General features: G+C 58.2%; 11 protein-coding genes. 5 read left to right on the forward strand and 6 right to left on the reverse strand.

The features are described from left to right. Positions 1–40: 40 nt before the first annotated feature. The 3 genes from HQ945_RS12555 (at position 41) to HQ945_RS12565 (ending at position 1,768) form a co-directional block, all read left to right on the forward strand. Positions 41–1,150, forward strand: coding sequence for a Gfo/Idh/MocA family protein (locus HQ945_RS12555; RefSeq protein ID WP_113280847.1), 1,110 nt, complete (start codon positions 41–43; stop codon positions 1,148–1,150). 71 nt (positions 1,151–1,221) lie between these two features. Next, complete coding sequence (locus HQ945_RS12560) at positions 1,222–1,476, forward strand: type II toxin-antitoxin system RelE/ParE family toxin (RefSeq protein ID WP_113280848.1); 255 nt, start codon at positions 1,222–1,224, stop codon at positions 1,474–1,476. Continuing rightward, positions 1,448–1,768 (forward strand): HigA family addiction module antitoxin, encoded by a 321-nt coding sequence (locus tag HQ945_RS12565; RefSeq protein ID WP_113280849.1) that lies wholly within the window; start codon positions 1,448–1,450, stop codon positions 1,766–1,768. The genes HQ945_RS12560 and HQ945_RS12565 overlap by 29 nt, the downstream gene beginning before the upstream one ends. A 54-nt stretch (positions 1,769–1,822) precedes the next feature. Here the strand turns inward: HQ945_RS12565 and iolG are convergent, their stop codons facing one another. The 4 genes from iolG to HQ945_RS12585 all read right to left on the reverse strand — a co-directional run bounded on the left by iolG (position 1,823) and on the right by HQ945_RS12585 (position 6,602). Continuing rightward, positions 1,823–2,812, reverse strand: coding sequence for an inositol 2-dehydrogenase (gene iolG / locus HQ945_RS12570; RefSeq protein WP_174208123.1), 990 nt, complete (start codon positions 2,810–2,812; stop codon positions 1,823–1,825). 181 nt (positions 2,813–2,993) lie between these two features. Then, complete coding sequence (locus HQ945_RS12575; protein WP_113280851.1) at positions 2,994–4,022, reverse strand: ABC transporter permease; 1,029 nt, start codon at positions 4,020–4,022, stop codon at positions 2,994–2,996. Between the two features lie 22 nt (positions 4,023–4,044). Next, complete coding sequence (locus HQ945_RS12580; protein WP_174208124.1) at positions 4,045–5,586, reverse strand: sugar ABC transporter ATP-binding protein; 1,542 nt, start codon at positions 5,584–5,586, stop codon at positions 4,045–4,047. An 86-nt stretch (positions 5,587–5,672) separates the two neighbouring features. Beyond that, positions 5,673–6,602: a sugar ABC transporter substrate-binding protein gene (locus HQ945_RS12585; RefSeq protein WP_027229569.1), complete on the reverse strand. Its 930-nt coding sequence runs from the start codon at positions 6,600–6,602 to the stop codon at positions 5,673–5,675. A gap of 502 nt (positions 6,603–7,104) precedes the next feature. Here HQ945_RS12585 and HQ945_RS12590 point away from each other — a divergent pair. After that, positions 7,105–10,536 (forward strand): GH92 family glycosyl hydrolase, encoded by a 3,432-nt coding sequence (locus HQ945_RS12590; protein WP_113280852.1) that lies wholly within the window; start codon positions 7,105–7,107, stop codon positions 10,534–10,536. Further along, a complete protein-coding gene (locus HQ945_RS12595) occupies positions 10,533–11,186 on the forward strand; it encodes a hypothetical protein (protein ID WP_162737193.1) in 654 nt (217 codons plus the stop codon). Before HQ945_RS12590 ends, HQ945_RS12595 begins: the two co-directional genes overlap by 4 nt. Positions 11,187–11,665: 479 nt before the next feature. Here the strand turns inward: HQ945_RS12595 and HQ945_RS12600 are convergent, their stop codons facing one another. Next, the gene (locus HQ945_RS12600; protein WP_175585001.1) at positions 11,666–12,493 is read right to left on the reverse strand and encodes a TIM barrel protein; all 828 of its coding nucleotides are present in this window, start codon (positions 12,491–12,493) and stop codon (positions 11,666–11,668) included. A gap of 138 nt (positions 12,494–12,631) precedes the next feature. Next, positions 12,632–13,663 carry a LacI family DNA-binding transcriptional regulator gene (locus HQ945_RS12605; protein WP_174208125.1) on the reverse strand — a complete coding sequence of 344 codons (1,032 nt, stop codon included), beginning with the start codon at positions 13,661–13,663 and terminating at the stop codon, positions 12,632–12,634. Between the last annotated feature and the right edge of the window lie 50 nt (positions 13,664–13,713).

Consider the following 13,713-nt stretch of genomic DNA (forward strand, 5'->3'; position numbering starts at 1 on the left):
GATTATTTCAATCAGGAACTGCAAGCGATGGGAGAGAGCGATGCTGGGTGTTGGGCTGATCGGAACCGGCTTCATGGGCAAATGCCATGCGCTGGCGTGGAACTCGGTTCGCGCCGTCTTCGGCGATGTGGGGCCGGTGCGGCTTGTGCATCTCGGTGAAGCCAACGCCGAACTCGCAGTGCGCAGGGCCGGCGAATTCGGCTTTCAGAAGGGCTCCGGCGACTGGCGCTCCGTGATCGAGGACCCGGAGATCAATGTCGTTTCGATCACGACGCCAAATCAGTTTCATCCCGAAATGGCAATCGCCGCGCTGGAAGCCGGCAAGCACGTCTGGTGCGAGAAGCCCATGGCACCGCTTTTCGCCGACGCCGAAGCCATGCTTGCAGCAGCGAAGCGAAGCGGCAAAGTTGCCGCACTCGGGTATAACTACATCCAGGGACCAGCGATCCGCCACATTCGCAGGCTCCTGGCCGAAAGGATCATCGGCGAGGTCAATCATCTGCGCATCGAGATGGACGAAGATTTCATGGCCGACCCCGATGCGCTGTTCAACTGGAAACACGCATCGTCATCAGGCTACGGTGCGCTCGACGATTTTGCGGTGCATCCCCTGTCGCTGCTGTTTACGCTGTTCGGCCGCGTGTCGCGCGTGATGTGCGACATGTCCAGGCCCTATCCAACGCGCAAGACGGAGGATGGCAGCGATCGCGCCGTCGAGACCTTCGACAGCGCCAGCGTGCTCATACACATGGAAAACGGCGTCGCCGGAACGTTGCAGGTCAACCGCTCGGCCTGGGGCCGCAAGGGGCGTATCTCACTGCAGATTTTCGGCTCAAAAGGCTCGATTCTGTTCGACCAGGAGCGCGCAAATGAGTTCCAGCTCTACGTGACCTCGGATCGGAAGACTGAACAGGGTTATCGTACGATCCTCGCGGCGCCGCATCACGAGCCCTACGACCGATTTATCCCCGCGCCCGGCCATGGGCTTGGTTTCAACGATCTGAAGATCATCGAGTGCCACGAACTCATCAAGCGCATCAGTGGTGCGCCCGCGCATTTGATCGAATTTGCCGATGGGCTCGAGATCGAGCGGACTGTTCACGCCATGGCCCGCTCCTACCAGGAACAGCGCTGGGTGGACGTCCGATAGCCCGCAGGCACAACTTCGTTCAACCTCTATAACGTGTTGCGTTATAGTACGAGTTCGATTATCGTTTCAGGATGATCCAGAGCTTTGGCATCAGAAGCCGCAAGTTGCCGTCCGATATTCAGGCTGTCGCCTTGCGAAAACTGCGCTTGCTTAACCAGGCGCGCGTGATCGATGACCTTCGGATCCCTCCCGGGAATCGACTTGAGGCACTCAAAGGTAATCTCGCCGGGCAGCATTCGATCCGCATAAACGATCAATGGCGCGTCTGTTTCAAGTGGGCGGAAGGAGGGCCACGCGATGTCAAAATTATCGACTATCACGACTGAACACAACTTGTTGCCGAACCCGCATCCCGGTGAGATTCTGCTGCACGAGTTTTTAGTGCCGATGGGCCTTAGCCAAAATGCGCTGGCGCGAGCGGTACATGTCCCGCCGCGACGCATTAATGAAATCGTCCTGGGCAAGCGCGTAGTAACTGCTGATACCGATCTTCGGCTTGCCAGATATTTCGGCATATCCGAAGGTTTCTTTCTCGGGCTGCAGGCCGATTATGATTTACTGAAACGGCGGCGCGAAATCGGAAACGACCTCGTTACGATCGAGCCCAGGGCAGCTTGACAGAACTTGGGATTCCACCCTCCCCGCGCCGGGGAGGGTTTCGCCGAGCATGGCTTATAGAGTGATGGTTCGACCTTCCTTTACCGAGCGCAGAGCCGCATCTGCAAGCGCCAGTGCCTTGAGACCATCGTCGCCGCCTGGCGCGGCCGTTGATCCCTTGGCGATGGCGTCAATGAATGCAGCGATCTCATTGGCGTAAGCTTCGGTGTAGCGCGTCATGAAGAAGTCATGCAGCGGCGGGCGGGTATAGCCGCTGCCGTTCGCCACTTCGATCGAGACCGGCCGCTGGTTCTCGGCCGAAACCATGCCCTTCGAGCCGTGCACCTCGATGCGCTGGTCATAGCCATAGGTGGCGCGGCGCGAATTCGAGATCACGCACTGCTTGCCCGAAGCCGTCGATAGAATGACGCTGACGCTGTCATAGTCGCCAAGTTCGCCGATCTTCTTGTCGACGAGCACCGCAGCATGCGCGGTGACCGCGACCGGCTCCTCGCCGAGGAGGAAACGGGCCATATCGAAATCATGGATCGTCATGTCGCGGAAAATGCCGCCCGAGCGCGTGATATATTCCGCCGGCGGCGCACCCGGATCACGCGAGGTGATCGTGACCATCTCGACATCGCCTATCGCGCCATCGTCAATCGCCTTGCGCACCGCCGCAAAGTGCGGATCAAAGCGGCGGTTGAAGCCCACCATCAGCGTTGCGCCGGTTTCCTGAACCACGTTCAGGCACTGTCTGACCCGCTCGACGTCGAGGTCGATCGGCTTTTCACAGAAGATCGCCTTGCCAGCGCGCGCAAAGCGCTCGATCAGGTCGGCATGCGTGTCGGTCGGCGTGCAGATGATCACGGCGTCGATGTCCGTAGCCTTTTCAATATCGTCGATGCTGCGGATTTCGCAGCCATGCGCCGTGGCAAGGTCCCTGGCGGCCTGTTCGAAAGCATCCGCAACGGCGACGAGTTTCGCCTGCGGGTTTGATGTGACGGCCTTCGCGTGGACCTTGCCGATGCGGCCCGCCCCGAGCAGGCCAAAGCGTACAGTCATTTTCAATACCTCTTTAAAGAAGCCCGGAACAAACCCGGGCGTTGTTATCCGCCCCCTGCCGTGATCCCCCGGGCTAGACCCGAGGGCTCAAAGGACGCAGAGCGCGTATTCGCTTGGATCCCGAGGGGCAAGCCCGACCCTCGGGCCAGGCCCGAGGATCGCAGTTCAACAGTCTTTACCGCTATACCTTGCGCTTCTTCTGGCGGTACACGTCAACGATAACCGCCGCAACGATAATCACGCCCTTGATGATTTCCTGGTAGTAGGCATCGACCCTGAGGAAGGTGAAGCCGGAAATCATCACGCCGAGGATGATGGCGCCAATAACCGTACCGGTGATGCGGCCGATACCGCCCGTCAGCGATGTGCCCCCGATAACCGCAGCGGCAATCGCGTCAAGTTCGTAGGTAACGCCCATGCCGGCCTGTGCAGTCTGGGCACGTGCGGCGGTGACGATGCCGGCAAGCCCTGCCAGAAGACCGGCAATGGCATAGACCTTGATGAGATGGCTCTCAATATTGATACCGGAAACGCGCGCAGCCTGGGCATTCGCGCCGATCGCATAGGTGAACTTGCCGTAGCGCGTATAGCGCAGCGCAATGTGAAAGACGAGCGCAACGACCAGGAAAACGACGACCGGCCAGATGCTGGTGCCGATGAAATTGAACTGATCGGTCAACCCTGAAACCGGCGAGCCCTTCGTATACCACTTGGCCACGCCGCGGGCCGATACCATCATGCCGAGCGTCGCGATGAAGGGCGGTATCTTGGTATAGGAGATCAGCCAGCCATTGATGATGCCGGCGAGGAGACCAATACCAAGGCCAATGCCGATCGGGATAAAAAACGGCAGGTCTGTCAACGCAGGATAGACCGGCCGTGCCCATGTGGAGGACTGGGCAAAACTTGCGGCGATCATCGCCGTCATGCCGACCACGGAGCCGGATGAAAGATCGATGCCGCCGGTAATGATGACCTGGGTAACGCCGACGGCGATAATGCCGATCACCGAAACCTGCAGAATGATGATGCGCAGCCGCTGGACATTCATCAGAAAGCTCTGACCGGCAAAAATCCAACCGAGAATCTCGAAAATCAGCGCAATACCGATAAGGACGAGGAGGATATTGACCTCAGGTGGCAGCCGCCTGCGGCTTCGCGGCGCTAGAGGGGGTGTCGTTGCCTTGGCGGTTACAGGTTCGCTTGTCATTGTTCGTTCCTCCCCGGCGCGCTCACTTGGAAGCGAGCTCCATCACCTTGACCTGGGTTGCTTCGTCTCGATCGAGAAATCCGGTTACGCGACCTTCGTGCATCACCATGATGCGGTCGCTCATGCCGAGCACTTCCGGCATTTCCGACGAGATCATGATGACGGCGACGCCCTGTTTGGCGAGTTGTGAAACAAGGCGATGAATCTCCGCCTTGGCGCCAACGTCGATGCCGCGGGTCGGCTCGTCGAGAATGAGAATTTTCGGGTTCGTCAGGAGCCAGCGGCCGATCAGCACCTTTTGCTGGTTGCCGCCTGAAAGGTTTTCGACCTTCTCTTCAAGGCTCGGCGTCTTTACCCGCAGCGTATCGCTCATTGTCTTGCACGCCTTGGAAATCTGCCTTTCCGCAACGAAGCCATATTTGACGAAGCGGTCCTGAAGCACGGCGATCTGCATGTTCTCAAGCACATCGAGAATGAGCAGGCAGCCGGTTTCCTTGCGGTCTTCGGTGATGAACGCCATGCCATGGGCGATCGCCTTGTGGGGCGTATCGATCTTTACGTCCTTGCCGTTGATGGCGATGGTGCCTGTCGTTGCCGGCGTCACCCCGAAGACCGTCTCCGCCACATTCGAGCGGCCCGAGCCGACCAGTCCGGCAATGCCGAGGATCTCGCCCGCGCGCACATCGAACGAGATATCGTGGAAGACGTTTTTCAGTGAAAGGTCCTTTACCGAAAGCACCACATCGCCGATCGGCACCGTTTCCTTCGGAAACATCTGCGTAATTTCGCGCCCGACCATCATCTTGATGATGTCGTCGCGGGTAACGTCCGTCGATGCATGTGTGCCGATAAAGCGACCGTCGCGGAACACCGAAAACTCGTCGGCAATCTCGAAGAGCTCGTTCATCTTGTGGGTGATGTAGACGATGCCGATACCCTGCGACCGCAGATCGCGAATGATGGCAAAGAGATGCTCCACTTCGCGCTCTGTCAGCGCCGAAGTCGGCTCATCCATGATAAGGACGTCGGATTCGTAGGAGACCGCCTTGGCGATTTCGACCATCTGCCGGTTCGCGACGGATAGGTCGCGCACCTGGCTGTCGGGATCAAGGTTGATATTGAGCCGCTGGAACAGCTCTGCGGTCATGTCGTGCATCTTGCCATGATCGACGAAGCCGAACCCGTTCTTGGGCTCGCGCCGGATCCAGATGTTCTCCGCCACGGTCATGAACGGCATCAGGTTGAGTTCCTGATGGATCATGGCGATGCCGTTTTCGAGCGCATCGAGCGGCGATTTCAGGCGGATCGGCACCCCTTTGAGGAAGACTTCGCCCTGATCTGGAATATATATTCCAGCGAGGATCTTCATCAGGGTGGATTTGCCGGCGCCGTTTTCGCCCATGAGCGCGTGCACCGTGCCCCGCTTCAACCGGAACTGGACATTGTCCAGCGCGAGGACGCCCGGAAACTCCTTGCGGACGTTTTCCGTATTCAGGAGATATTCGGCCTGCGGTATGGCGCCACTGGCGCGCACCGCCGCCATGGTCGAGGGACTGACTGCCATGATCATCTCCTCCCAGAGAGGCTCCATTATAGACCGGAACGCATGAAAACGATGCGTTCCGGATCGTCAAAAGGCGTTGAACGGCCTTAGTTCGACTTCTGGTACTTCGAGAGGTTCTCCGGTGTTACCAGTTCGAACGGAACGTAGACCTTGGCCTCGACCTTCTCGCCCTTGGCAAGTTTCAGCGCTGCATCGACAGCGCCCTGCCCCTGGCCCGCGGCGTTCTGGAACACGGTTACGTCGAGATCGCCCGCCGCCATGGCGGCAAGCGCGTCCTGCGTCGCATCGACACCGCCGATCACGACGGAATCCATGGTGCGGCCGGCAGCCTTCAGGGCCTGGATCGCGCCGATGGCCATTTCATCATTGTTGGAGATCACCGCATCGAACTTGAGACCGGCGGAAAGCCAGTTCGTCATGAGGTCGGCGCCCTGCGTACGGGACCAGTTAGCAGTCTGTTCTTCAACGATTTTAAGGCCTTTGCACTCATCCGTGGCGATCACATCGTGAATGTCCTTGGTGCGCTGGCGCGCGGCCTGGTTGGAGAGTTCGCCCATCATGACGACGACGTCGCCCTTGCCCTTCAGCAGACGGCAGACTTCCTTGGTCTCGAGGGTACCGGACTCAACCTCGTTCGACGCCACGAATGCCTGCTTCTCGGGCAGTTCATTGACGTTGACGGGTTCGCGGTTGACGTAAACCAGCGGAATGCCGGCGTCGGCGGCGATCTTCGACATGGCCGCAGTCGCGTCCGTATCGACCGGGTTCACGATGATCGCATCCACCTTGGAAGCGATGAAATTCTGGATCTGGCTCTGCTGCTTGGCGACGTCGTTCTGCGCGTCTTCAACCTGAAGGGTCACTCCATCGAGCGTCTTGGCATAGTCCTGCATTCCATTGCGCAGAACGGTGAGGAAGTTGTCATCGAACAGAGCCATCGACACGCCGATATTGGCGGCGAAGGCCGAACTGCTCATCAGGGCCGAAACAGCCACGGTCATCAGTAACTTTTTCATTTCATCTCCTCCACAAATGGTGCCCGGCCACACCCGCTTTAATCCGGATTGTCCCCACACCTTGGTACACGCAGCCAACCTACCCCTGGATGCGAGATTGCGGCGAGGAGAGTGCGCGAAGTTTCGCGCAAACCTGATCCCGAGCCTCCTAGAACGGAATATACAAACCGTTGTGCTCAGTTTCTGAAATATTTATTCCATTTTATCGTTCAAGCGTCAAGCAAGATTCAATTTGAAGCGGCAATAATTGCCGGTCTAATTTTGCACGGCTGTGCAACTGGAAGTGGTTTCTGACGATGCTGATAGGCGAAACGATCGATGCATCGTGTACGACTTTGGTCCGATTGACACCTTTTGCACCAACTCGAAATATGCAGCGTTTGTTTAATCGGTTTAGGTTGGCATTTTGGGAGGAATGCGACATTCGACGCCAGTCGATATTTGAAGGCAGCGCCCATTTGCGCATCAACACATTTTTCAAGAATTCATTTGGGAGGAGACGATGATGATTAGACGCACCTTGGTGGCGTCCCTGCTTGGTTGCACGATATTGACAGGTTGCGACGGCAAGGACGAAGCGCCAGCACCAACCAGTACGTTTGCAGCGGATGTTGAAACGCTCAAGCACGACAATGCCGCGCTCAAGGACGATAACGCTTCCCTGAAAGCAGCGGGCGAGGCGGCCAGCGTGCAAATCGCTCAATTGCAGTCACAGGTTGCGGAGAGCAAAACCACCGACAGTGTTGCGACAACGGCTATGTCAGATGCCATCAACCGCCTGCAAAGCCAGTTCGACGCCCTGCAGCAGTCTGCGACTGACACCAAACAGTCGGACGACGCGTTCAAAGCCAGCCTGCAAGCCAGCCTGGACAAACTGGTCGAACTTTCGAAAAATCCGCAACTGACCCCAGCCGACCGCATCGCGCTTGACGGGTTGACCGGCACGCTCAAAACGATGGGCGACGGCATTGCCGCCACCGCAAATGTCAAGGATTTGGAAACTGTAAAGGCCAAACTGGCAGAGCTGCAAAAGAGCCCGCAGCTCACGGCCTCCGACCGTACAGCCCTTGATGAACTTGGCGGCAAGCTCAAGGGCCTGAGCGATGATATTGCCACGGCGGTCAAGACCGCAGGCGACGACAGAACGAAACTCACAGCCGCCAGCGACAGCATCAAGCAGTTGCTTGAGGCGATGAAATCCAAGGCGGACACCACGACCGTTGCCGCTCTCGGCGAGCAGCTGGCCAAACTGGCAGAGCTGCAAAAGAGCCCGCAGCTCACGGCCTCCGATCGTACGGCCATTGATGAACTCGGCGGCAAGCTCAAGGGCCTGAGCGATGATATTGCCACGGCGGTCAAGACCGCAGGCGACGACAGAACGAAACTCACAGCCGCCAGCGACAGCATCAAGCAGTTGCTTGAGGCAATGAAATCCAAGGCGGACACCACGACCGTTGCCGCTCTCGGCGAGCAGCTGGCCAAACTGCAGAGCGCCTTCGACGTTTCCGCCAAATCCAGCGCCGAGACCGCAAGCAAAATCGCCGCTCAACTGGCCGCGATCGAAGGTTCGATGGCCAAGCTGGTTCCGGACGATTTGACCGCCTACGTCAACCAGTTTGTCGGCACCGCCGACGCCAAGATGGCCGAAGGCGCAGTTGCCGTCGCCGCCGGCAAAGGCGGATCGCTTTCGCCAGGCGCGGGCGTACCATTCGGCATGGTCTTCTGGGCGCCGGAAAATCATTACAATTGGGAGTCGAAGACCTGGCCTTCCGGTTATTACTGGAGCAATAATGGGACAACAAAGGGCATAAAGGGTTTCAGCCTTACCCATATGAACGGCGCAGGCTGCGCCGGCAATGGCGGTGAGTTTCCCATGATGCCGCTGACCGGCGCCTCCTTCGACCTTTCCAAGGGTATTACCTTTTCCCACGCCAATGAGTCGGCGGCGGCGGGATACTACCAGGTCAAGCTCGACTCAAACGTCAATGTCGAACTCACCGCGACTGCGCGCACGGGTTTCGGCCGTTTCGTCTATCCCGCCGACGGAAAAGCCTTTCTTTTGATCGATCCGACGCGCACGAATGTACGCAAAGGGCAGTCCGGTGAAATCAAGGTTGCCCCGGACTCGCCCCGCGCCCTCGTTGGCAGAGCGCAGACCGGCGCGTTCTGTGTTCCGTACAATGGTGACGATAAGCCTGATGCCTTTATCTATGCCGAATTCAATCAGGACTTCGTCGTGACGACGATTGCCGGCGCGCCGGCATTGGAGTTTACAACGGTACCCGGCAAGCCAACCGATATCATGATGAAGGTCGGTGTTTCATTCGTCAGCCAGGACAACGCCAAGCTCAACCTTCAGCAGGAAAGCGTCAAGGAATGGAATTTCGACGCCGCAAGAGCGGTGAATCGAAAGCAGTGGAATAACAAGCTTGGAACGATCAAGGTCGATTGGGACAAGGCGAAGAACAACGATTATTTCATCCATCAGAAGCAGAAGCTCTACACTTTTTTCTTCAGGTCATTGCTTGCGCCGACGATCGCAAGCGACGTCGATGGCAGCTATATGGGTTTTGACCGTCAGATCAAAAAGGCTGAGGCGGGACACGTTCAATACACCAACTTCTCTGGCTGGGATATTTACCGGCAGCTTACGCCCCTTCACGCCCTGTTCTTCCCGAAAGAGGCCGCCGATATGGCCCAGTCCATGGTCAATATGGGCAAGGTGTGCGGCGCACTGCCCCGTTGGGTCAACTACAGCAACGACAAGGGTGTCATGTCCGGGGATTCCGGGCCTATCATTGTGGCTCAGGCACATGCCTTCGGCGCCACGAATTTCGATACGGAATCGGCGAGACAACTTATGGTCAATGCCGCCGATGATCCGGTCGCGCACTGCCAGGGCAAGTCGATTGCGGATGTGCGGCTCGGCTATCTTTCCCGCGGCTATATTTTCAGTGCTGATTGGAACGGCTATATCTCGACGAGCCTCGAACTCGCCGCCAGCGACTACGCTGTCGGAAAATTCGCCAGCAAGCTTGGCGACACCGCTAATGGCAACCGGCTGATTAACCAATCCGCGAGCTGGAAGAACTCGCTGAATAAAACGGGTGCCAAACCGGTGATGGCGCAAAAGGGTCGTGACGGCAAATGGGGCGGCTCCTGCGCGCCAAATGGCTGCTTCATGGAAGGTTCGGACGAACAATATCTATGGATGGTGCTGCACGATCTCGGCGGGCTGGTCGATGAACTCGGCGGTGCGAAAGCGACATCCGACAGGCTTGACGTGTTCTTTACTGAATTGAACGCCGGTGAAAAGAGCAAGCATGCCTATCTTGGCAACGAGCCATCATTCGGATCGCCCTGGGTCTATAATTGGACGCAGAACCCGGCCGGAACGCAGCGCGTGGTCCGCCGAATGGTCGGGACAGTCGAGGACTTCCAAAACAAGAAAGACGCCGTCTTCGAGCTCAATCCGGCGGGCCTCCCAGGCAACGACGATCTCGGCTCGATCTCAGCCATGTATGTGTGGGGAGCACTTGGCTTCTATCCGGAAATTCCAGGAGAAGGCGGCGTAAGCCTCCACTCGCCGCTGTTCCCGGCGACGCAACTGCGTCTTGCTGACGGTAAGGCCGACGTGGCCATCAGAGCTGCGAATGCGCCAGCAACCTATACCCAAGGCCTCCGCCTCAACGGCGTGCTGTACGACAGCACCTGGCTTCCGGTGGAAAATCTGATCGCCAACAGCCTGGCGACTCTTGACTTCACCCTTGGCGACGACCGTCGCAATGGGCAACGCTGGCAACGCCGGCAATTCTCCCGCCCTCACCCGCTAAGGGAAAGGTCTGGGAAAAGGCTTCGTACAAGGGCCTGGCTGCCGCGTTCAACAATTGCGGCATCGGCGGCCTTGCGACATCGTGCATTACCACTTCGATGATGGTCCCGACACCCAACGACAGCGTCTATTCAACTGGCGGCGTCCCTGGAACGAGCATCGATGGGACGACGCTCAAACTCGCCGATGTTAATTCGGAGGGATTGAAACTCATTGCCGGACTTTTCGATGCGCTACCGACCCAAACAAGACTGCATCCGCTGGGCCGCGACAACGTCATTTCCTACGGGCAGATTGTAAAATTCGACAAGCCATTGAAGGGAAATACGCTTTTCGTTCTCGGTGCAGGGTCGAGCGGCACCGGCAGCGGCAAGGCGATCTTGACCTTCAGCGACGGCACGAGCGAAACCGTAAGCATATCCTTGCCGGATTGGACGGACCCCACCGCATATTCGCCGCCAGCAATAGGCGCGACAGGCAGCACTGATGCACAAAAGCTTGCTGCTTATAGCGCCGACTCGACCAAAGGAAACGGCTACAGGATCGTGTATGAAGCGGATGGACGCCTCAAATGGGCCGGCGGTAAAACCACGACGAAGGCAAGGCTCTACTACCAGGCCATCAAGCTGTCGGGGACAAAGGAGATTGCCCAGATTGAACTGCCCGACATGGCAAGCAGTTCCAGCACGTCTCCTCCTTCCAACCTGCTTCATATCTTCGGCATTAACGCCGCGGATGTGAGCTACCCCTGATCTGCAAGGCGAGATTGAAGTAGAATTGGCCACCGCAAGGTGGCCAATTCATTCCGGAATGTTGGTAGAATATGCTGTTTGCATCCGCACCTTCGAGCGCTGCGGCCGGTCAATTTCTTCTCCCACCACTCGAAGCTTCGCTCAATTGAGCGATGCCTCCTTCGCGGCTGGACCACTATAAGGCGGTGCGTCGTAAAATTTATCGAGCGCCGCTTTCAACGGTTTGCGCGCTTCCTCCGAATAGTGGGTCGAGTGCCCGCCCTCGAACAGCTTCACCGGTACGCGCTGCCCCAGCCCCGCAACATTGAAGTGGCCACCTGGGTGGCCACTTCGGTTTTCTAGAAACCGTATTGAATGAGAAATGGATACAGGCCGCGCCTTCCCATCCGTCTATTGCATCGCACTGCCTTGACTGATCGCGGACGTCCGGGGACCGGGCAGATGGAGGAGCATAATATCTGCGCCTGCCCAGACCGTTTCTAAACCAGCCCGGCCCTGATTCCGTCCATGCTGTCCCGGACTGCCTCGGCCGGGTTTTCGAGCTGCTGAACTTCCTCGGCAAAAGGCTCGAAGGAAAAGGCGCCGTCATACCCCTGATCGATGAGCGCGCGCATCTGCTCGATATTGCCGAGCCGGTCCTCGGCGTCGACCAGCACCCGATGCGGATCGCGCATGGCGCTTACCGTGACGTCCGGATCGGTCACCCCGGAAATATGGACGAGGCCGGTCATCGCCGGGAAAAGTTCCGGCTCGCCGGCAAGATGATGGTGGAACGTGTCATGCACGAGCTTGAACCGCTCCTCCCCGCCGACCGCCTGAATGGCCTCGACGGCCTCACGCTTCGAGCGCAGGGAGCAAACCTCGAAGCCGAGCGGCTCGACATAGCCGATCAGGCCACGTTGTTCGAGAATGGGCTTTAGCCCCTTCAGCGCAGAGCGCAGGTTCGCCTGGCGCTCACCATCCCTTTGCCCGGTGCCGTCATTGACGGGAACGAGCACCAGTGCCTTGGCGCCGACGTCCCTTGCATAGTCCGCAAGTTCTATTGCCTCTTTCTCGCGCTCCGGTGACCAGTCGTTGAAGCGCTGCAGCGCGTTGATCGTTGCGATTCTCACGCCGACCTCATCAGCCAATGCCTTCACTTCGCTCGCGTCCGTGCCGTCCATGATGGCGTTGCCGCCAAGATCATTGCGGATCTCGACATCCTTGAGGCCAAGCGACTTTGCCAGTTCAAAGAATTTGCGCGGCGAAAGCCCGGGAGCGACCATATGATTGAGAGCAAAAACTGGATGCGAAATTGTGTCGGTCATGTGATTTCCTCCCGAAGATCCGAACGTCGCGCAAGGACGTTGCCGTTGGGCGTGAACATCTGTCGTGATCGCCTCGTCGTCAATCACCATGATGAGCGAAAAACTATCATTCCTGATAGATTCGGTGGTGACGAGACGTCAGATATTCTCCGGCAGGTAGATGTCGAAGGGCAGGAAGGTCTGGCCCGGTGCATTGGCCGCGCCCCGCTCGATCGCATGGCCCATGAGGTCGACGAGTTCGCGGCAAAGCCGCTGCAGCGGCGTGGAGATCGCCATTGTAACGATGTTGTCGGCAAGCGCGGCGCGCGATTCCGGCGTGATCTCATTGACGATCATCACCGGCGGCGATTTGATGCCCGTTTCCCGCAGCGCGGCGATTGCCCCCTCCATGCCGCCACCCGCCACATAGCAGCCCGCAAGGTCGGGATGGCGGCGCATCAGGTCGAGCATGGCCTCATGGGTGATCTGCCGGGTTTCAAGGTTTACCATCGTATCGAGAACGGTGAACTCCTGCGCCTCTTCGCGGAAAAATGCCCGAAAGCCGATCTCGCGCAGTTCGTGACCGTGATAGCGATGGCTTCCAACGAAGATGACGACCTTTCCGGGCTTGCGCGCCGCCTTGGCAATCATCCACGCCGCAGTCCGCCCGACCTTGCGATTGTTGACGCCGATATAGCCTTCGCGCACCCCGGCGGCGAAATCGGACAGCAGTGAGAAGACCGGAATATCCTTCTGCTTCAATTCCTCTACCTCAGCGGTGATCGCCGGATGATCCGGCGCAACCAGGCCGACCGCCCGGCACCGGCCGGCAAGCGGCCTCAGCTTGGCGACGATATCTTCGGGCGATTGCGAAGCGCAGAATTCAACCTGGGCAATGCCGCGAAAATGCGCGGCTTGCGCAACGGCGTTTTCGATCTCGCGTGCAAAGCTTTGATAGAATTGATGACCCGGCTTGCTGAGCAGGAAGCCAACCTTGTATTCCGGGAGTTCCTGACGCATGCGCTGGCGAATAAGACCGGCGGCGTGATAGCCGATCGTGTTGGCCGCCTCATAAACGCGCCGCGCCGTCTCTTCACGCACCGGCAGCCGGTTGTTGAGCACCCTGTCGACCGTGGCAACGCTGACACCAGATTCCCGCGCAAGATCAGCAATAGTCGGTCGGTTCGCCAATGTCTTCTTCGCCTGATAGATTCTATCATCGTTTCCTACCATGGCATGAG

It is taken from the genome of Phyllobacterium pellucidum (genome assembly GCF_013327855.1).
Lineage (GTDB): Bacteria > Pseudomonadota > Alphaproteobacteria > Rhizobiales > Rhizobiaceae > Phyllobacterium > Phyllobacterium pellucidum.